General features: G+C 42.1%; 14 protein-coding genes and 1 pseudogene. 11 read left to right on the plus strand and 4 right to left on the minus strand.

Annotation, left to right across the window (positions count from 1 at the left end):
- Positions 1–15 precede the first annotated feature (15 nt).
- From ligA to MHB66_RS03310, 3 genes are all read left to right on the plus strand, one after another.
- On the plus strand, positions 16–2,022 hold the full coding sequence (gene ligA / locus MHB66_RS03300) for an NAD-dependent DNA ligase LigA (RefSeq protein ID WP_046314111.1): 2,007 nt from the start codon (positions 16–18) through the stop codon (positions 2,020–2,022).
- Between the two features lie 42 nt (positions 2,023–2,064).
- Positions 2,065–3,234, plus strand: coding sequence for a CamS family sex pheromone protein (locus MHB66_RS03305; RefSeq protein WP_231122822.1), 1,170 nt, complete (start codon positions 2,065–2,067; stop codon positions 3,232–3,234).
- 127 nt (positions 3,235–3,361) lie between these two features.
- Entirely contained in the window at positions 3,362–4,369 is a 1,008-nt protein-coding gene (locus tag MHB66_RS03310; RefSeq protein ID WP_034282815.1) for a phosphotransferase, read from the plus strand.
- 43 nt (positions 4,370–4,412) lie between these two features.
- On the opposite strand, the gene MHB66_RS03315 is transcribed toward MHB66_RS03310, so the two are convergent.
- Positions 4,413–5,111 carry an MgtC/SapB family protein gene (locus MHB66_RS03315; RefSeq protein WP_169510856.1) on the minus strand — a complete coding sequence of 233 codons (699 nt, stop codon included), beginning with the start codon at positions 5,109–5,111 and terminating at the stop codon, positions 4,413–4,415.
- Between the two features lie 161 nt (positions 5,112–5,272).
- Positions 5,273–6,754, minus strand: coding sequence for a sodium/proline symporter PutP (gene putP, locus MHB66_RS03320; protein WP_034282812.1), 1,482 nt, complete (start codon positions 6,752–6,754; stop codon positions 5,273–5,275).
- 423 nt (positions 6,755–7,177) lie between these two features.
- Between putP and gatC the strand changes: the two genes are divergently transcribed.
- Genes gatC through gatB form a run of 3 tightly spaced genes read left to right on the plus strand, consistent with a single transcriptional unit; the run spans position 7,178 to position 10,384 of the window.
- The gene (gene gatC / locus MHB66_RS03325) at positions 7,178–7,468 is read left to right on the plus strand and encodes an Asp-tRNA(Asn)/Glu-tRNA(Gln) amidotransferase subunit GatC (protein WP_024424549.1); all 291 of its coding nucleotides are present in this window, start codon (positions 7,178–7,180) and stop codon (positions 7,466–7,468) included.
- 14 nt (positions 7,469–7,482) lie between these two features.
- Complete coding sequence (gatA, locus tag MHB66_RS03330) at positions 7,483–8,940, plus strand: Asp-tRNA(Asn)/Glu-tRNA(Gln) amidotransferase subunit GatA (RefSeq protein WP_024424550.1); 1,458 nt, start codon at positions 7,483–7,485, stop codon at positions 8,938–8,940.
- A 13-nt stretch (positions 8,941–8,953) separates the two neighbouring features.
- Entirely contained in the window at positions 8,954–10,384 is a 1,431-nt protein-coding gene (gatB, locus tag MHB66_RS03335) for an Asp-tRNA(Asn)/Glu-tRNA(Gln) amidotransferase subunit GatB (RefSeq protein ID WP_024424551.1), read from the plus strand.
- Between the two features lie 179 nt (positions 10,385–10,563).
- On the opposite strand, the gene MHB66_RS03340 is transcribed toward gatB, so the two are convergent.
- The gene (locus MHB66_RS03340) at positions 10,564–11,409 is read right to left on the minus strand and encodes a TetR/AcrR family transcriptional regulator (RefSeq protein WP_046314105.1); all 846 of its coding nucleotides are present in this window, start codon (positions 11,407–11,409) and stop codon (positions 10,564–10,566) included.
- A 131-nt stretch (positions 11,410–11,540) separates the two neighbouring features.
- Here MHB66_RS03340 and MHB66_RS03345 point away from each other — a divergent pair, with 131 nt between their 5' ends.
- Positions 11,541–14,759, plus strand: a complete 3,219-nt coding sequence (locus tag MHB66_RS03345) for an efflux RND transporter permease subunit (protein ID WP_046314103.1) — start codon at positions 11,541–11,543, stop codon at positions 14,757–14,759.
- Positions 14,760–14,992: 233 nt separating this feature from the next.
- Here MHB66_RS03345 and MHB66_RS03350 read toward each other — a convergent pair whose 3' ends face one another.
- On the minus strand, positions 14,993–15,946 hold the full coding sequence (locus tag MHB66_RS03350; RefSeq protein WP_046314100.1) for a nucleoside hydrolase: 954 nt from the start codon (positions 15,944–15,946) through the stop codon (positions 14,993–14,995).
- 181 nt (positions 15,947–16,127) lie between these two features.
- Here MHB66_RS03350 and MHB66_RS03355 point away from each other — a divergent pair, with 181 nt between their 5' ends.
- The 4 genes and pseudogenes from MHB66_RS03355 to MHB66_RS03370 form a co-directional block, all read left to right on the plus strand.
- The gene (locus tag MHB66_RS03355) at positions 16,128–17,036 is read left to right on the plus strand and encodes a diacylglycerol kinase (RefSeq protein ID WP_024424554.1); all 909 of its coding nucleotides are present in this window, start codon (positions 16,128–16,130) and stop codon (positions 17,034–17,036) included.
- 61 nt (positions 17,037–17,097) lie between these two features.
- Positions 17,098–18,477, plus strand: a complete 1,380-nt coding sequence (rlmD, locus tag MHB66_RS03360) for a 23S rRNA (uracil(1939)-C(5))-methyltransferase RlmD (protein WP_046314212.1) — start codon at positions 17,098–17,100, stop codon at positions 18,475–18,477.
- A 250-nt stretch (positions 18,478–18,727) separates the two neighbouring features.
- Positions 18,728–19,702: a tRNA-dihydrouridine synthase gene (locus MHB66_RS03365; protein ID WP_046314096.1), complete on the plus strand. Its 975-nt coding sequence runs from the start codon at positions 18,728–18,730 to the stop codon at positions 19,700–19,702.
- A 106-nt stretch (positions 19,703–19,808) separates the two neighbouring features.
- Positions 19,809–20,257 (plus strand): annotated as a pseudogene (locus MHB66_RS03370) (SMI1/KNR4 family protein); the annotation flags it as partial.
- Between the last annotated feature and the right edge of the window lie 53 nt (positions 20,258–20,310).

Below are 20,310 nucleotides of genomic sequence, written 5' to 3' on the forward strand. Positions count from 1 at the left end.
GAAAGGAAGAAGCAGATGGATAAAGAAGCAGCGAAACGCCGGATCGAGGAACTGCACCAGATTTTGAATCAATACAACTACGAATATCATACACTTGATCGTCCAAGTGTTCCTGACGCTGAATATGATGCGCGGATGCGTGAGCTGATTTCTCTGGAGGAAGAGCACCCTGATTTAAAAGCAGCGGATTCTCCTTCACAAAGAGTAGGCGGCGCTGTTTTAGACGCCTTCCAAAAAGTGCGTCACGGCACACCGATGCTCAGCCTTGGGAATGCGTTTAATGAACAGGACCTTCTTGATTTTGACCGCCGGGTTCGTCAAGCAGTCGGTGACGATATCGCATACAATGTCGAGCTGAAAATTGATGGACTCGCTGTTTCTCTCCGTTATGAAAATGGCGTGTTTGTCCGAGGAGCGACACGCGGAGATGGAACAACGGGGGAGGATATTACTGAAAACCTCAAAACGATTCGTTCCATCCCGCTTAAAATCAAACGCCCTCTGTCGATTGAAGTGAGAGGCGAGGCATTTATGCCAAAACCTTCTTTTGAAGCATTAAATGAAAAAAGAATACAAAACGAAGAAGAGCCGTTTGCAAACCCGCGTAATGCGGCTGCAGGTTCACTTCGTCAGCTTGATACGAAAATTGCAGCGAAACGAAACCTTGATATATTCGTCTACAGTATAGCGGAGCTTGATGAAATTGGTGTTGAAACGCAAAGCGCAGGACTTGATCTTCTCGACGAACTTGGCTTTAAAACAAACAAAGAAAGACGGATGTGCCAAACGATCGAAGAAGTCATCGACCTCATTGAAACATTAAAAGTAAAGCGTGCCGATTTTTCATATGAAATCGATGGAATTGTCATTAAAGTCGATTCACTGGCTCAGCAGGAAGAACTCGGCTTTACAGCAAAAAGCCCGCGCTGGGCGGTTGCGTACAAGTTTCCGGCTGAAGAGGTCGTAACGAAGCTGCTTGATATTGAACTAAGCGTCGGGCGTACAGGCGTAATTACACCAACAGCGATTCTTGAGCCTGTCAAAGTAGCAGGGACGACAGTGCAGCGTGCATCTCTTCATAATGAAGATTTGATCAAAGAAAAGGATATTCGCTATTTTGATCAGGTGATTGTGAAAAAAGCCGGCGATATTATTCCTGAAGTCGCAGGTGTCCTTGTCGATCAGCGTACAGGCGAAGAAAAGCCGTTTCACATGCCAACTGAATGTCCAGAGTGTCATAGTGAGCTGGTGCGAATCGAAGGCGAAGTGGCCTTGCGATGCATCAATCCAGAATGTCCTGCCCAAATACGTGAGGGTCTCATTCACTTCGTTTCCCGTAATGCAATGAATATTGATGGGCTTGGCGAGCGGGTCATTACACAGCTCTTCAAGGAACAGCTCGTTTCTCGTGTGTCAGACCTTTACCGTTTAACGAAAGAAGAGCTCATTCAGCTTGAACGAATGGGCGAAAAATCTGTCGACAATTTACTGCGTTCGATTGAGCAGTCGAAAGAAAACTCTCTTGAGCGTTTACTATTTGGACTCGGCATTCGATTTATTGGTTCAAAGGCGGCAAAGACCTTGGCGATGCATTTCGAAAACATCGATCAATTAAAGCAAGCAACGAAAGAACAATTACTTGAAGTCGACGAAATTGGTGAAAAAATGGCTGATGCCGTCGTCACGTACTTTGAGAAAGAAGAAATACTCGATCTGCTGAACGAACTAAAAGAGCTTGGAGTCAATATGACCTATACAGGGCCAAAGCCGGTAAAAGCAGAAGAAAGTGATTCCTATTTTGCAGGAAAAACCATTGTGCTGACAGGAAAGTTAGAAGAAATGGCTCGAAACGATGCAAAAGCAGCGATCGAAGCATTAGGCGGCAAGCTGGCAGGCAGTGTGAGTAAAAAAACAGATCTAGTCATTGCCGGAGAAGCAGCGGGGAGTAAGCTGACAAAGGCAGAAGAACTCAATATTGAAATTTGGGACGAAGCTAAAATGCTCGAGGAGCTAAAGAAATAAGAGGAGTGTTTTCTATTGAAAAAGTTGTTATTGCTGCTGACAATGCTCACACTGGTATTGTCAGCGTGTGCACCTTTTGGGGGAAAGGAAGAGGAAGAGGTCACACAAAAAACGGATGAAACGAAGGAAACAAAGGAAACAGCCATCATCCCGATGTACAATATCTCAGACTCCTATTACAAAATGGTGCTGCCGTTTAAACAAGGAGCTGCGAGAGGTTTAACAGCGGAGCGTCTCAACACACGCTTGGACATTGATGAATTTGAAACAGGACTCATGCGCCTCGCAACAGAGTCATTTAATACAAACGACTATCTTTTCCAAGAAGGACAGCATTTAGATGAGGACACCGTTCTCAGCTGGCTGGCACGCAAAAAAACAGGCAGTGATCTGAAAAAGGCAGAAAAAGAAGATAAAGACTTTAAGAATCTAGGCTTAAATCCTGCTCTTCCAAACTCAGGTTCAACAAAGTCTAAAAATGAAAATAGTCCTATCTACTTAGCTTCGATGCTAGAGCATAATTACTTAATTCGAAAAGACAAAAACAGCTTACAGCTTGGCGGAGTTGTCATTGGTCTTGCACTGAACTCTGTTTATTATTACCGTGAAAAGATCGGTGACCCGCAGCAAGAGGTGACCATCGATTCATCGAAAAATTCAAAGAAACTTTTGGCAGAGGGTGAAAAAATCGCTGAACAAGTGGTTAAGCGCATTCGTCAAATGGACGGACTGCAAAAAGTGCCTGTCATGATTGCCCTTTATAAGCAAGCACCAAAATCATCTATCGTTCCAGGTAACTTTATCGCCAAAACGGATGTGAAAGCAGGCTCTGCTGATATCGGAAATTGGGATACGCTCAATGAGGAGAATGTATTCTTCCCTTCAGATAATGCGAAAAGCAGCTACAAAGATGATTCAGAGCGATTTGACCGCTTCAAGACAAAGGTCGAAGACTACTTCCCGAATTACACTGGTGTTGTAGGAAAAGGCTTTTACAAAAACGGCAACCTGCAAAAAATGAAAATCGAAATTCCAATGCAGTTCTATGGAAAAACGGAAGTCGTAGCCTTCACACAATATTTAACCGGTGAAGTCATGGATTATTACAAGAGTACCAATATTGAAATCAACATCACATCTTCTGATCAACAAGAAGCCCTGATCACGAAAAATGCTGAAGACAAAGAACCGACTGTTCATATATATGACTAAATAAGAGGGATTTCCAAACTCTTGTCAAAATATTAGTAGAAACCAAGAAGAAAGGCAGGTATGTTGATGCTCGTATAATGCTGATTACCGTCAAGAACATTTAAAAAGACGATAAAGGAGAATCAGCATGCATAAAGAAGTAAAAGCACGATACGATGAACAGAAAGTCTTAAAGAAAGCGGCTCACTTGTATAAATTTCAGCTTGACCAAGTCACATTTCTAGCCGATGCAGAAAATTATGTGTATGAATATAAGGCAATGAATGGGGAGAATTATATATTAAAAATCACCCATACCATTCGTCGTTCACCCACATATATTTTAGGAGAAATGGACTGGATTCGATTCCTGTCTCATCATGGTATTTCCGTAGCAAAGCCGATTTCATCAGCAAGAGGAAAAGACGTTGAAACCATTCCTGATCAAGCCGGAGGCGCATTTTTACTCCGTGTGTATGAAAAAGCACCGGGGAGAAAAGTGAATGAAGGAGATTGGAATGGGGAGCTGTTTGAAGCGTTAGGGTCCTATACAGGACGAATGCATCAAATAACAAAACGATATCAAGTAAAAGATCCTCTTTATAAGCGTCAAGAGTGGTATGAAGAGGAGCAATTAAAGCTTGATCAATATATTCCGTCTGATCAAACGGTTGTTTTGCGAAGAAAAGATGAACTGATGCAAAAGCTTCACCAGCTCCGAATTTCGAAGGATGTGTATGGGCTGGTGCATGCCGATTTGCATCACGGGAACTTCCATTATCATCAAGGAGAGATTATCGCATTCGATTTTGATGATATTGGATATCACTGGTTTATCAATGATATTAGTATTTTGCTATACAATGTTCTTTGGTATCCAGTGATTCCATATGATGATAAAGCTGAATTTACGGCAGAATTTATGAGTCATTTTTTAAAAGGCTATCGACAGGAGAATGAGCTTGATGACGCGTGGCTGGCAACAATCCCTGATTTTCTCATGCTGCGTCATATGCTTATTTATGGGCTTTTACATCAAGCATTTGATCTCCAAACAATGACTTCTGACCAAAAAGCCATGCTGTCATGTTTTCGAAAGGAAATTGAGCAAAAAACACCAATTACTCCTTTTGACTTTCAACAGCTGGCCCGATAAAAGAAACCCCTTGCTGTGTCAAACAGCAAGGGGTTTTTTATGACTACACCGTATCACACTTCACGCCAACGACGCCTTCTAGATCTTTAATATCAAAGTACACATCGGTTGTATAGCGGTCTTTATGCACTCGTACACGTACTTCCATGATCGGATAGTCCTTTTCTTTTAAATCATCAATTCGTACAGAATGAATGCGGATATTGAGGGCTTTCATTTCTTTTAAAATATCGGTCATGCGGTTTCGGTCAGAAAGAGACATTCTGATGCGGATTTCTTTTTCCTGCAGACGAATCGGTCCGATCCGCTGGAAGAGCCATGGCAGGAATTCGACACTAATGAGAATAAAGAAAAGACTGAGGAAGGCTTCTTTATAAAATCCTGCACCTGTTGCAACCCCCAGTCCTGCTGCTCCCCATATCATCGCAGAAGTCGTGAGTCCTGAGATGACATCATTGCTTTTTCGAAGAATCACACCTGCTCCAATAAAACCAACACCAGATATAATTTGCGCCGGTAACCTGAGTGGGTCCATTTGAAGCTTAGAGACTCGAGGGAAATTGTAGGCTGCATCAATGCTGATGATGGTTAAGACGCAGGAGCTGACAGCAATGACAATACACGTTTTTAAGCCGAGGGGCTTTTTCTTCAGCTCTCGTTCAAGCCCGATAATCAGACCGATTAAGGTGGCCACGGCTAATTTTAAGACTGTATCCCATTCAATTGTCCAAAACATGCGTATCGCTCCTTTCACTTCATGTACGTTTCACAACATGTATATGATCTTCTCACAGCCCATATGGCTGCACAACTCTTATTTTATTCAGTTTCTGAAGAAAGAAAAGCTTTTTATTTTATTTAAAAAGAGAGTCATCCGCATAGGGCAGATGACTCTTCAATTCTTTATTTTGTTTCTTCTTCAAGATGATCTTCCATTTTGTGAAATAGCTGTTTTGATGCTTTTGACGGCTTACTTGTCAATAAGCTCACAATAATGGCAGCTAATCCACTAAGGGTAAAGCCTGGAATCATTTCATAAATACCTGTGGCATGGTTGAGGCCTGTTGTAATCCATGTCAGAACCACAACTGCACCAACGATCATTCCAACTAGGGCACCGTGATGATTCATTCGTTTCCAGTATAGGCAAAGCAAGATGACTGGACCAAATGAAGAACCAAATCCTGCCCAAGCATAACCGACAAGGTCAAGAATGGTGTCACTTGGGTTAAGTGAAAGGCAGAGAGCAATCACAGCGACAACGAGTACAGACATCCGGCCAATCATGACGAGCTCTTTGTCTGATGCTGTTTTTCTAAAGAACGTTCTGTATAGATCTTCTGTCATGGCACTTGCTGTGACAAGCAGCTGAGACGAAATTGAACTCATAATCGCAGCTAAAATGGCAGAAAGTAAAAATCCAGTGATATATGGATGGAACAATACTTTAGAAAAAACGATAAAGATGGTTTCAGGATCAGCAAGATTCATACCCGTTTCATGAACATAGGCAACACCCACTAAACCGACAGACAGTGATCCAATCACTGAAATAATCATCCAGCTCATTCCAATTCGGCGTGCTGGTTTTAAATCTTTAACAGACGTAATGGCCATAAAGCGCACGATAATATGCGGCTGTCCAAAGTAACCTAGTCCCCAGGCAAGGAAGGAAATAATGCCAATGACGCTCGTTCCTCTAAAAATATCAAGCAATTTAGGGTCAATCTGTTGAATATCTTGGAATGTAGCAACAGGTCCGCCTAATTGTGTAAAGGCAACGATCGGCACGAGCACTAATGCTAAAAACATGATAGCTCCTTGGACAAAGTCCGTTAAGCTCACTGCCAAAAATCCGCCGAACAATGTATACAAAATGACAATACTTGACGTCAAAATCAGTCCAAACATGTAGTGAGCACCGAATGCTGACTCAAATAAACGTCCGCCTGATACCATCCCAGACGATGTATACAGCGTAAAGAAAATTAAAATGATGACGGCTGAAACAGCTTTTAATAAAGCAGATGATCCTTTGAATCGTTTATCAAAGAAATCAGGAATCGTAATCGCATCATCCGCAATCTCTGTATAAGAACGTAAACGAGGTGCAAGAATGAGGTAGTTCAAGTAAGCACCAACGATTAAACCAATCGCAAGCCAGGCTGTCGATAAACCTGTTTTATACATCTCACCTGGCACACCCATCAGCATCCATCCGCTCATGTCCGCAGCACCTGCTGAAAGGGCCGTAACGAATGGGCCAAGCCCGCGTCCGCCAAGCATATAATCATTTAAATCATGTGTTTTCCTGAATGCATACCAGCCAATGGCAAGCATCCCGATAAAATAAATAGATAAGGAAATTGTAACTTCAATACTCATTTTGTGTTCTCACCTTTTTCGTATTAATTTGACATCACCTCAATCAAAATATACAGAAGAGCGATGGCAGCTTTTTTGCTTGACTGTCCCGCTCACTGCTATGGTTACTTAACCTAACAGAGTATTCCCAAGTGATCAACCTGCCTAAACCTCTTCATTTTGAAGAAAAAATGGACAGATCGGTGATAAGAACCAGTATGTAAGCGATTACAAAAATAAACAAAAGTAAAAATTTTCTGAAAAATAAAAAGTCACCTGATGAATATTTCATTTATTGGTTTGATAAGAAGACGTTTTCAAGAAAACGAACCTTTCACCGCACCTTCGTAAAGTTGCTTTAGAACAGTAAAATTTGATATGATAAAGTGTATATGACTTATGATCATGACCACGAGTACGCATCATTTTTGGAGGTGAACCTGCATGTCAAGAATTTCAATAGAAGAAGTCAAGCACGTTGCCCATTTAGCAAGGCTTGCGATTACAGAAGAAGAAGCTGAGATGTTTACAGAACAGCTTGATAGCATCATTTCATTTGCAGAGCAGTTAAACGAGGTAGATACGGAAAACGTTGAACCTACTACACACGTATTAAAAATGAAAAACGTCATGAGAGAAGATGTTCCGAATAAAGGTCTTTCCATTGAGGCAGTCGTCAAAAACGCGCCTGATCATAAAGACGGTTATATTCGTGTGCCATCAATTTTGGACTAAAGGAGGCCCGAGACATGTCACTGTTTGATCACAAAATTTCTGAATTAAAAGAGCTTTTACATAAAAAGGAACTGTCTGTTTCTGATTTAGTGGACGAGTCTTATAAACGAATCAATGAAGTAGACGGGAAAGTACAAGCATTCCTTGCACTGGACGAAGAAAAAGCACGTGCGTATGCAAAGGAATTGGACGAGGCAGTTGGTGAAAAGGACGAGCTTGGCCTATTGTTCGGTATGCCGATCGGTGTGAAAGATAACATTGTTACAAAGGATTTGCGTACAACAGCTTCAAGTAAAATCCTGCAAAACTTTGATCCGATTTATGATGCAACCGTTGTGAACCGCTTAAGAGACGCAGAAGCAGTCACAATCGGTAAATTAAATATGGACGAATTCGCAATGGGATCTTCTACGGAGAACTCAGGCTACAAAGCGACGAAAAACCCATGGAATTTAAACACCGTTCCAGGCGGATCAAGCGGTGGATCAGCAGCTTCTGTTGCAGCAGGTGAAGTACCGTTCTCACTTGGTTCAGATACTGGCGGTTCTATTCGTCAGCCGGCATCTTTCTGCGGGGTTGTCGGTCTTAAGCCGACATATGGCCGTGTATCCAGATACGGATTAATCGCATTTGCTTCATCATTAGACCAAATTGGTCCGATTACACGTAATGTAGAGGACAACGCATATGTTCTTCAAGCAATTGCTGGTGTCGATCAAATGGACGCAACAAGCGCAAATGTCGATGTCCCAGATTTTCTTTCTTCATTAACTGGCGACATCAAAGGCTTGAAAATTGCTGTGCCGAAAGAATACCTTGGCGAAGGTGTTGGCGAGGAAGCAAAAGAATCTGTTCTTCAAGCGTTAAAAGTATTAGAAGGACTTGGTGCTTCGTGGGAAGAAGTGTCTCTTCCGCATTCTAAATACGCGCTTGCGACTTACTACTTACTGTCTTCTTCAGAAGCATCTGCAAACCTTGCTCGTTTTGACGGCATCCGCTATGGCTACCGTACAGATAATGCAGACAACTTGATTGATTTATACAAAAATACTCGTTCTGAAGGCTTCGGAGACGAAGTGAAGCGCCGCATCATGCTTGGTACATTCGCGCTAAGCTCAGGATATTACGATGCGTACTATAAAAAAGCGCAAAAAGTCCGTACATTGATCAAAAAAGACTTTGAAGATGTTTTCGAAAAGTATGATGTCATTGTAGGACCAACAACGCCGACTCCTGCATTTAACATTGGTGAAAAGACAAGCGACCCGCTAACCATGTATGCAAACGATATTTTAACGATCCCTGTTAACCTTGCAGGCGTTCCAGGAATCAGTGTGCCTTGTGGGTTTGCAAATGGCCTTCCGTTAGGACTGCAAATCATCGGCAAGCACTTTGACGAAGGAACAGTGTACCGCGTGGCTCACGCTTTTGAGCAAGCAACAGATCATCATAAAGCAAAACCTGAACTGTAAGGGGTGAATCAGAATGAACTTTGAAACGGTAATTGGACTTGAAGTCCACGTAGAGCTAAAAACACAATCGAAAATTTTCTCAAGCTCGCCGACACCTTTTGGTGCAGCTGCCAACACGCAAACAAGTGTCATCGACCTTGGTTATCCTGGCGTACTGCCTGTACTGAACAAAGAAGCGGTGAACTTTGCGATGAAAGCGGCCATGGCGCTGAACTGTGAAATCGCAACAGATACAAAATTTGACCGTAAAAACTACTTCTATCCTGATAACCCAAAGGCGTATCAAATTTCTCAATTTGATAAACCGATCGGTGAAAACGGCTGGATTGAAATTGAAGTAGAAGGCAAAACAAAACGAATCGGTATTACGCGTCTCCATTTGGAAGAGGATGCAGGGAAACTGACGCACACAGGCGACGGTTACTCACTCGTCGATTTCAACCGTCAAGGCACACCGCTTGTTGAAATCGTATCTGAGCCAGACATTCGCACGCCAGAAGAAGCGTATGCTTACTTAGAAAAATTAAAATCCATTATTCAATATACAGGCGTTTCTGACTGTAAGATGGAAGAAGGCTCACTTCGCTGTGATGCCAATATTTCTCTTCGCCCAATCGGCCGTGAAGAGTTTGGTACAAAGACAGAGCTCAAAAACTTGAACTCATTCGCTTTCGTACAAAAAGGCCTTGAATTCGAAGAGAAGCGTCAAGAGCAAGTATTGCTTTCTGGCGGATTGATCGAACAGGAAACCCGCCGTTATGACGAAGCGTCTAAAAAGACGATCCTGATGCGTGTCAAAGAGGGATCTGATGATTACCGCTACTTCCCAGAACCGGATTTGGTGGAACTGTACATTGATGACGAGTGGAAAGAACGTGTAAGAGCATCGATCCCAGAGCTTCCAGACGAGCGCCGCAAACGCTATATCGATGAGCTTGGACTCCCTGCATACGATGCAATGGTACTCACGCTGACGAAAGAAATGTCTGATTTCTTTGAAGCGACCATTTCAGAAGGTGCAGAAGCGAAGCAAGCATCGAACTGGCTCATGGGTGAAGTATCTGCTTACTTAAACTCTGCTCAAAAAGAGCTGGACGATACAAAGCTAACGCCGCAAGGACTTGCTGGCATGATCAAGCTTATTGAAAAAGGAACAATTTCCTCTAAGATTGCGAAAAAGGTATTCAAAGAGCTCATTGAAAATGGAGGAGATGCAGAAACAATCGTCAAAGAAAAAGGACTTGTCCAAATTTCTGACGAAGGTGCACTGCTCAAACTTGTCACAGAAGCACTTGATAACAACCCGCAATCCATTGAAGACTTTAAAAATGGTAAAGACCGCGCGATTGGTTTCTTAGTCGGACAAATCATGAAAGCATCGAAGGGCCAAGCTAACCCGCCGATGGTGAACAAGATTCTCCTTGAAGAAATCAAAAAACGCTAAATCGCAAAAAACCGCCTGATGAAACAGGCGGTTTTTTTGCTTGAAATGACAGGGTCTTAACATAGATTCAGACCACCGCCGTATATCAATTTAGAGAATCTTTTCTTATAATGAAGCATAAGCGAAAGTGCACATTCGAAGGGGGAAAGGTGAGCTAAATCGAAAAACAGCACGACATGTTACTGAAGAAACAGCTTCAATTGCTCCACTGCTCTTAGAACAGCAGGCTCCTCACACTTTTCTAAATTTGTCAGCATTCCTTGGATGACTGGCTTTCGAGGCTCAGCTTTTGCCAGCTCTTCTTCAATCACTTCAATGGATACAACGGTATCATCTGAAAGCAGATGCTCAATCTTTAACAAGCGAAGCTCCTCTTGAAGGGAAACAGCACTCGGCGCTTCATCATCCCAAATGCTTTGCTTCAAAATCGGCTTCGTCTGAGAACGAAGCAAGCCGTGAACCAGATCATCAAACCGTTCGAGTATAAAGGATGAGAGCTCATCAAATGATAATTTCATTTGATCCTGTAAAAGCAGAACCTGCACATATGATTGGATAATTCCTTGAATCATGACTGACAGGTCAGTTATATATGGTTCGATTTCCTGTCCATAAGTGGTCAAGATGGAAATTTGAATTTCATCGTTCATTTGCTTTTTCACAGTTTTTGAATACTTTTTAATCTGCTGGTTTTCCGGAATAATGTTCTCGCTGAGGATCAGAATGATAAAATCCTTGTTCTCAGCAAAATGCTGAAACTGTTCAGCGATTTGTTTCTGAAAGATCTCTCTCGGCGCGAGATGCTGATTCTCTTTTCGAATCATTTCGATAGTTTGCATCGAAGTGTCGATATAATATTCAAACGCTCGGTTGAAAAGCTGTTCTTTTGATTTGAAATGTAAATAAAATGCGCCTTTTGATATTCCGCATTCATCTGCAATTTCCTGAATGGTCGTAGAAGAAAAACCCTTTTTCGCAAACAATTGGATGCTTGCTTTAATGATTTTTTCTTTTTTTTCGTTCATGAAATAAGGCCCCTTCAGCTTTAGAATGTTACGTCAAACGCAAGTGAAATGGTTGACGGCATTGTATATCACCGTTTATTATGATATAGAATGACCAGTCAGTCAATACATAAAGGAAAATGGAGGATATAATGAATTCGATCATCAATTTTGTATTAAAGAATAAGTTCGCTGTATGGCTCATGACGATTATCGTAACAGTTGCTGGTCTATATGCCGGATTGAATATGAAACAAGAATCAATCCCTAATATCAACACGCCAGTCATTACGGTTTCTACAACGTACCCTGGCGCAACGCCGGACGAAGTATCAGATAAGGTGACAGATCCAATTGAAAAATCGATTCAAAACCTCAATGGGGTCAGCGTGGTCACTTCTAATTCATTTGAAAATGCATCATCCATTCAAATCGAGTACGATTACAACAAAGACATGGATGAAGCAAAAAAGGAAATTGAAGATGCGATTAGCAATATCGATTTCCCTGAAAATGCAGAAAAACCTAAAATCGCACGCTTTAGTATTAATGCGATTCCAATCCTAGCTCTTAGTGTCTCTGGTGATAAAGAATCATTACAAGACCTTACACAAAAAGTAGAAAATGATCTCGTTCCTTCACTTCAAGGATTAGACGGTGTCTCTTCTGTCGAAACTTCAGGACAGCAAATCAAAGAAGTAGAATTTTCGTTTAAACAAAAGAAATTGAAAGAATACGGTCTAGATGAAGATACCGTCCAAAACATGATCAAAGGCTCTGATGTGAATGTACCATTAGGTCTATACACATTTGGCAACAAACAAAAATCAGTTGTCGTGGACGGCAATATTTTAAGCGTCAAAGATTTGAAAAACATGCGTATTCCAGTCACACCAAGTGCAGGCGGCGGTGCGGGAAGCGCTGGAGCTGGAGCACCTTCTAACGGCTCAGAAAACCCAGGTGCGCAAGGTGCGGAGCAGCAGGCTGGAAGTGCAAGTCAGCAGCAAGCAGCAGCTCAGCAGCAAGCAGGTGCAGCAAGCAGTCAATCTGTAGAGCTGCCGACGATCAAGCTATCTGAGATAGCAGATATTAAAGTCGTAAAAGATGCAGAATCGATCTCTAGAACGAACGGAAAAGACAGTATCGGTCTGCAAATTGTTAAAGGCTCTGATGCCAACACAGTGAGTGTAGCAGAAGAAGTGACAAAAGAGCTTGAGAAATTTAAAAAAGACAACAAAGGCATCAAAGTAAGTACCACATATGATCAAGCAGGACCGATTAAAGAGTCTGTCAGCACAATGCTGAACAAGGCGATCATCGGAGCAATCTTTGCGATCATTATCATTATGTTGTTCCTTCGAGATATCAAATCAACATTAATTTCGGTCATTTCCATTCCGTTATCTCTGTTGATTGCTGTTTTATTATTAAATCAGCTGGATATTACATTAAATATCATGACACTTGGTGCCATGACCGTCGCCATTGGGCGTGTTGTCGATGACTCGATAGTGGTCATAGAAAACATCTATCGACGAATGGCATTAAAGGATGAACCATTAAAAGGCAAGGCACTCGTCAGAGAAGCCACAAAAGAAATGTTTATCCCGATTATGTCTTCGACCATTGTGACAATTGCAGTATTCTTACCGTTAGCATTAGTAGGTGGAATGATTGGTGAACTATTCATCCCATTTGCCCTAACGATTGTGTTTGCGTTACTTGCTTCACTGCTTGTCGCCATTACAATTGTTCCAATGATGGCACACAGTCTATTTAAAAAGAATCTCTACGGCACAGCGAAAAAAGTAAAAGAACATAAACCAAGCAAACTTGCTGGCGGTTATAGACGTGTACTTAATTGGACACTCAACCATAAATGGATCACATCAGGAATTGCCATTCTTATGCTTGTCGGAAGCTTATTCTTAGCACCACTTGTCGGTGTCAGCTTCTTACCACAGGAAGCAGAGAAAACGGCCATGGTGACATACACGCCAGAGCCTGGACAAACGAGAGAGCAAGCAATTGATGAAACGAAAAAAGCTGAAGATTATTTGATGAAACGTGACCATGTCAATACAGTTCAGTATTCACTAGGCTCTTCAAATGCCATGACAGCAAGTGTTGGCGGTAACTCTAACGGTGCGTTATTCTTCGTACAATATGATGATGACACGCCAAACTTTGATAAAGAAAAAGACCGCGTGGTCAAAGCCCTGCAAGATAAAGCATCTAAAGGGGAATGGAAATCACAAGACTTCTCATCTGCTGGTGCAAGCAATACGGTGACGTACTATGTGTACGGGGATAAAGCAAGTGATATTGAAGGCACAGTAAAAGATGTTGAGAACATCTTAAAAGATGAGAAAAACCTGAAAAATGTCAGCACAAGCTTATCTGAGAAATACGATGAATATACATTTAATGCAGATCAAGAAAAACTAGCGAAACTAGGTCTAACTGCTTCACAAATCGCTCAAGCGATTGCACCTCAAAATAGCGAAACAACACTGACGAAAGTCACAGAGGACGGCAAAGAACTTGACGTGAAGCTTCAAACGGAAAAAGATGAATATAAGAGCAAAAAAGATTTAGAAAATAAAAAGATCACCACACCAACAGGGCAAGAAGTCCGAATTGGTGATGTCGTAAAAGTAAAAGATGGTTCGACAGCAAATACGGTGACAAAACGTGATGGGAAAATCTACGCAGAAGTGTCTGGTGACATGACAACAGACGACGTCTCAAGTGTAACGCAGGATGTTCAGAAGAAAGTCGACAAGCTTGATCTAAAATCTGGCGTAACGATTGACACAGGCGGCGTAAGTGCGGATATTGAGGAATCCTTTACACAGCTTGGCCTTGCAATGCTTGCAGCGATTGCCATTGTGTATCTCGTTCTCGTCATCACATTTGGCGGAGGACTTGCACCATTTGCGATTCTCTTCTCACTGCCATTTACGATTATTGGCGCACTGCTTGGATTGTTTATAGCAAAAGAAACCATCAGCTTAAATGCCATGATTGGATTGCTCATGCTGATCGGTATCGTTGTAACAAATGCCATTGTCTTGATTGACCGCGTGATTCATAAAGAAAAAGAAGGTCTCTCAACAAGAGAAGCATTACTTGAAGCTGGAACAACAAGATTACGCCCGATCTTAATGACGGCACTTGCGACGATCGGTGCACTGCTGCCACTCGCATTAGGATTTGAAGGCGGAAGCCAGATCGTATCAAAAGGACTTGGCGTAACCGTAATTGGCGGGTTAACAAGTTCTACACTTCTCACATTGGTCATCGTGCCAATCGTGTATGAAATGTTAAGCAAGTTTAGACGTAAGAAAAAGTACGCAGAAGAAGAATAAGAGGAAGCCCCGCTCATTGGCGGGGCTTTCAGCGTGTAGACAAACCCTCGCATTCTTTGTCAGGACTGCGTGCCGGTGCTCACGAATATTAAATTCGCTCCGCTTCGGTACTCGTCCTTCCTAGACTGCAAAGGTTTTCTATCACGCTGAAAAGAAGACAAAGGGCTAAAATAAAGATCATTTCAGCCCTTTGTAAATTATTTGAAAGCCCCGTGTATTGGTGGGGCTTTTTTTTATTTTGAAATCTGACAAACAGCTTTTCTCATAAGCTCTTCAAATGCGTGGAAAAAGGCATCACGATCGACATGGTCAATCACTTGAATTGATTTTCCATCTGGATGCTCTTCGGTGCGTCCTTGTCTAGGCGTCTCGGTATAAACGATTGCGTTCACTTTTTTTGAGCGAGTAAATGATGAGGAAGCAAGAGTGATCGTTGTCAGCACGTCCCATAAGTAGTAAGTCGAGTTCGTTTCATGATGAATGAGCGGCGGACAAAAGGCGTAGCATTGTCCGATAAAATCTATTCCAATATGAGAACGAAGAGAAGCCCAGCGCTGACGTACATCAAGTGTAAGCGGGACTTGATTTGTACTTTCAAGTGCGACCATTTCAATAGGGAACGGTTCCTGAAAGACAGTGCTCACAGCATAAGGGTCCCAAAATGCATTCCATTCTGCTGTCCCGTCATGCTCGGGTTCTTCAACATTGCCTTTTTCAAGGAACGTGCCGCCCATCCACACCAATTTCTCAATTTTATTAGAGATTGAAGGATCTTCTTCTAAAGCACGTGCCAGATCAGTGAGCGGACCAGTAAAGAGCAGGGTGACAGGTTCTTTTGCCTTCTTAACCGTTTCAATCAGGTGAAGGTGTGCTGGCAGCTTGGACACCTTTGTATCAACAGTGCCTTTTTCATTTAAAATTGGCAGAGCATCTACATAAAAAGCATGCATACGCCACTCCTTCGGAAATGGATTGACGCCTCTAGAAGTTGAAGCAGCAACTTCAATTTCATAAGGACTGAAGCGATCAATGATTTTTTGAGATGCACTGAGAGCAGGCTCTAAATAACAATCAGCAGGAATCACAGACATTCCGATGACTTTCAGATGTTCCATTTGAAGGAGAAGAAATAAAGAGACGAGGTCATCAACACCGCCGTCATGATTAAAATAGACAGGCTTTTTCATCGCATATCATCCTTTACAGCGTTTTCTTTTATCTTATCAGAATGCTTTCTTGCTGCGGGAAATGTGGTAGGAGATTTCACATATTAGGTGGTTGTTTTGTTGCCATTTTCAAATCTCATAGTATAATTAAAGGTTGTTAGTGGTGAAAATAGATTGCATAATGAATATAGGATGATGATGAATGAAACGTGCTCGAATTATATACAATCCGACATCTGGGCGTGAACTCTTCAAGAAGAATTTACCGCAGGTTTTGCAAAAATTTGAACAAGCTGGCTATGAAACTTCTTGTCATGCGACGACATGTGCAGGAGATGCTACGCAAGCAGCAGAAAAAGCCGCACAGAGAGATTTTGATTTAATTGTAGCAGCAGGTGGAGACGGCACGATCAATGAAGTCGTCAACGGACTAGCACCGCTTGAAAAAAGACCGAAACTAGGAATTATTCCAGTTGGAACGACAAATGACTTCGCAAGAGCACTTGGCATTCCACGAGAAGGTGTTTTAAAAGCGACAGATGCCATTATTGAGGGTGTAGCGAAGCCGCTTGATATCGGTAAAGTCAATGGCCATTATTTTATTAATATTGCTGGCGGCGGCCGGTTAACAGAGCTCACCTATGAGGTGCCTAGTAAGCTGAAGACCATGCTTGGACAGCTTGCTTATTATTTAAAAGGCATGGAGATGCTTCCTTCTATCCGCCCGACAGAAGTCGAAATTGAATATGACGGCAAATTGTTTCATGGAGAAATCATGCTGTTTCTTGTTTCACTCACAAACTCAGTAGGCGGGTTTGAAAAACTAGCGCCAGATTCCATTTTAGATGATGGGATGTTTGACCTGATTATTCTAAAGAAGGTCAATTTAGCAGAAGCCATTCGAGTGGTCAGCCTTGCTCTTAGAGGCGAGCATATTCATGATAACAATGTCATCTACGCAAAAGCGAATCGCGTGAAGGTAGATGTAAAAGATAAAATGCAATTGAATTTAGATGGTGAATACGGCGGCATGCTGCCAGGTGAATTTGAAAACCTGTATCGCCATATTGAATTTATTGTGCCAAAAGCAACAGCTGAAAAAATAGGGTGAAGACTGAACTTGGTTCCTTATGGCGGCCAAGTTTTTCTTTGCAAATGAGGTGATAAAATTGGTGAAAATGAAACCGCCTGTTGAAAAGAATGAATACTACAATGTAACCTTCGAAGACTTAACGCATGAAGGTGCAGGTGTAGCGAAAATTGAAGGATTCCCTGTCTTTGTACCGAATGCCCTTCCTGACGAACAAGGGAAAATCAAAGTCACACGAGTCAAAAAAGGATTTGCTTTTGGACGACTTATGGAGCTGACAAAGGAAAGTCAGCACAGGCAAGATGCGCCATGTCCCATTTACAAACAGTGCGGCGGCTGCCAAATTCAGCATATGAGCTATGAAGGCCAGCTGCTATTTAAACAGAAACAAGTAAAGGACGTTTTAGAGCGGATCGGCAAGCTTGATATGAGCCGTGTAAAAGTTCATCCTGTACTCGGCATGGAAGACCCTTGGAATTACCGAAACAAAGCACAAGTTCCAGTTGGCGAACGAGAAGGCGGACTTGTTGCAGGTTTTTATCAGCAGCGTACCCATGAAATCATTGATATGGAAAAATGTTTGATTCAGCAGTCAGAAAACGACGAAGTGGTACAGGCAGTAAAAGACATATGCAATGCGTTTGGCATCAAAGCATATAACGAAGAGCGGCACAAAGGCTGGCTGCGTCATGTGATGGTTCGCTACGGTATGGCAACAGGTGAAATGATGGTTGTGTTTGTGACTAGAACAGCTGACTTTCCGCAAAAGCAGCAGGTGATTGAGCAGATTATAGCACGCTTCCCACACGTTCGGTCAATTGTACAAAACGTGAATTCAAAGAAAACAAATGTCATTTTCGGAGACGAAACAACCGTTTTATGGGGCGAAGAATACATTTATGACACGATTGGCGACATCAAATTTGCCATTTCAGCCCGCTCATTTTATCAAGTGAACCCAGCCCAAACAAAGGTACTTTACGACAAAGCGCTTGAATATGCAGAGCTACAAGGCGAAGAAACCGTCATCGATGCTTACTGTGGAATCGGTACGATTTCCTTATTTCTCGCACAAAAAGCAGGCAGAGTATATGGGGTTGAAATTGTTCCAGAAGCAATTGAAGATGCAAAACGCAATGCTGCCTTAAACGGAATCAACAATGTTGAATTCGCAGTCGGTGAAGCAGAAGCGGTTATTCCGAATTGGTACAAAGAAGGCATTAAAGCAGATACATTAGTCGTTGATCCGCCAAGAAAAGGCTGTGACGAAGCACTGCTTGACACCATTTTAAAGATGAAACCAAAACGAGTTGTTTATGTTTCCTGTAATCCTGGGACGCTTGCTCGTGATTTGCGCATTCTTGAAGATGGCGGGTATGTGACAGAGGAAGTGCAGCCTGTGGATATGTTTCCGCATACCAACCATGTAGAATGTGTAGCAAGTCTTGTGATTAATCAGTAATATATTGTGACATCCCGATTCTGTGAAAAACATTGATATCGGGATGTTTTTATTTTTGTATGTTCAATCGGCCTAAAAAATGATATTTGGAAGTGGAATTAATATTTTTATCCCGCAATTCATCACCAAATGTCCTTTTTTGCAATTTTGCACGGTTCATATTAAAGTATATAATGATAAAAATTGCTGAAAGAATTTACAGAAGGACATGCCCTTTAGGCGCTATGTCATGAGAGGAATTGGATGAAAGATGAGTAAAAATTTCTGGCGTGATTTACCGCGGCCATTTTTTATATTAGCACCAATGGAAGAAGTGACAGATGTTGTGTTTCGTCATGTTGTGAGTGAGGCGGCGAGACCGGATGTGTTTTTTACAGAGTTTACGAACAGTGAGAGCTATTGCCATCCTGATGGCATTCAAAGTGTGAAGGGGCGTTTAACGTTTACAGAGGATGAGCAGCCGATTGTTGCTCATATTTGGGGAGACAAGCCTGAGAACTTTAGACAGATGAGCATTGGAATGGCGGAGTTAGGATTTCAGGGGCTTGATATTAATATGGGCTGTCCTGTCCCGAATGTCACGCAAAACGGAAAGGGCAGCGGATTGATTCTTCGTCCAGACGTTGCGGCAGAGCTGATTCAAGCGGCAAAAGCAGGGGGATTACCTGTCAGCGTCAAAACAAGACTTGGTTTTACCGAAGTCGATGAATGGCGCGGATGGCTTAGACACATTTTGGAGCAAAACATTGTGAATTTATCGATCCACCTTCGCACAAGAAAGGAAATGAGCCAGGTGGATGCGCATTGGGAGCTCATTCCTGAGATCAAAAAACTTCGTGATGAAGTAGCACCTGATACTCTTTTGACAATCAATGGTGATATTCCTGATCGTGAAACAGGCTTAAAGCTCGCTGAACAGTATGGAGTGGACGGTGTGATGATTGGGCGCGGGATTTTCCATAACCCATTTGCTTTTGAAAAAGAGCCGAAGGAGCATACAAGTGATGAACTGCTCGGTCTTTTAAGATTACATCTTGATCTCCATGATCAATACTCATCACTAGGTTTGCGTCCATTCAAGGCACTGCACCGCTTCTTTAAGATTTATGTGAAAGGATTCAGAGGAGCGAGTTTCTTAAGAAATCAATTAATGAACACATCATCAACAGATGAAGTGCGTGCAATGCTGGATGAATTTGAAGCGAGAAATCAAGAACAATCATGACCAACAAGAGGAGGGGGAACCCTTCTCTTTTTTTGTAAATAGGACTATTAAACTAGTTATTATAAATGGTGAAATGAGATAGAAATAACAATTGGAGGTATTTTATTTGAACCCATTTTGGGATAAAGATAGAGAAAGCGAAGAAACATTTAAGAAAATCAATGAGAAAGGCATTGCAAAAGCGGAAAAGAAGCTAGGCGTCATCCTGCCAGATACATATAAGCAACTGATTCTCGAACAAAATGGCGGTTATACCCTGCATAACGCTTTTCCAACGGATCAGCCGAATGGATGGCAGAGGATCATGTGTCATTTGATCATTTAAGAGGAATTGCCAAAAATGAAGGCATTATGGATAGTGATTATTTAATAGAAGAATGGGAATTGCCTGAGGGCCTTGTGCTCATTTGTGGTGATGGTCATACGTGGATTGCATTGGATTATAGAGAAACGAAGGAAGATCCACCGATTCACTACTTTGATCTAGAAGATGAGACGGATTTTAAATTAGCGGATTCGTTTGATGAACTGCTTGCTGGGCATTATACTGCTGAATAGGAAAAGGCAGCCGCAAGTAGATATATTTCATTAAAACCGTTGTTATACAG

This window comes from Bacillus sp. FSL L8-0167 (assembly GCF_038630295.1).
Taxonomy (GTDB): domain Bacteria; phylum Bacillota; class Bacilli; order Bacillales; family Bacillaceae; genus Bacillus; species Bacillus safensis.

Coding starts and splice junctions, on each gene's coding strand:
- ligA (WP_046314111.1), top strand. CDS start 16: ATGGATAAAGAAGCAGCGAAACGCCGGATCGAGGAACTGCACCAGATT.
- MHB66_RS03305 (WP_231122822.1), top strand. CDS start 2,065: ATGCTCACACTGGTATTGTCAGCGTGTGCACCTTTTGGGGGAAAGGAA.
- MHB66_RS03310 (WP_034282815.1), top strand. CDS start 3,362: ATGCATAAAGAAGTAAAAGCACGATACGATGAACAGAAAGTCTTAAAG.
- putP (WP_034282812.1), bottom strand. CDS start 6,754: ATGAGTATTGAAGTTACAATTTCCTTATCTATTTATTTTATCGGGATG.
- gatC (WP_024424549.1), top strand. CDS start 7,178: ATGTCAAGAATTTCAATAGAAGAAGTCAAGCACGTTGCCCATTTAGCA.
- gatA (WP_024424550.1), top strand. CDS start 7,483: ATGTCACTGTTTGATCACAAAATTTCTGAATTAAAAGAGCTTTTACAT.
- gatB (WP_024424551.1), top strand. CDS start 8,954: ATGAACTTTGAAACGGTAATTGGACTTGAAGTCCACGTAGAGCTAAAA.
- MHB66_RS03340 (WP_046314105.1), bottom strand. CDS start 11,409: ATGAACGAAAAAAAAGAAAAAATCATTAAAGCAAGCATCCAATTGTTT.
- MHB66_RS03345 (WP_046314103.1), top strand. CDS start 11,541: ATGAATTCGATCATCAATTTTGTATTAAAGAATAAGTTCGCTGTATGG.
- MHB66_RS03350 (WP_046314100.1), bottom strand. CDS start 15,946: ATGAAAAAGCCTGTCTATTTTAATCATGACGGCGGTGTTGATGACCTC.
- MHB66_RS03355 (WP_024424554.1), top strand. CDS start 16,128: ATGAAACGTGCTCGAATTATATACAATCCGACATCTGGGCGTGAACTC.
- MHB66_RS03365 (WP_046314096.1), top strand. CDS start 18,728: ATGAGTAAAAATTTCTGGCGTGATTTACCGCGGCCATTTTTTATATTA.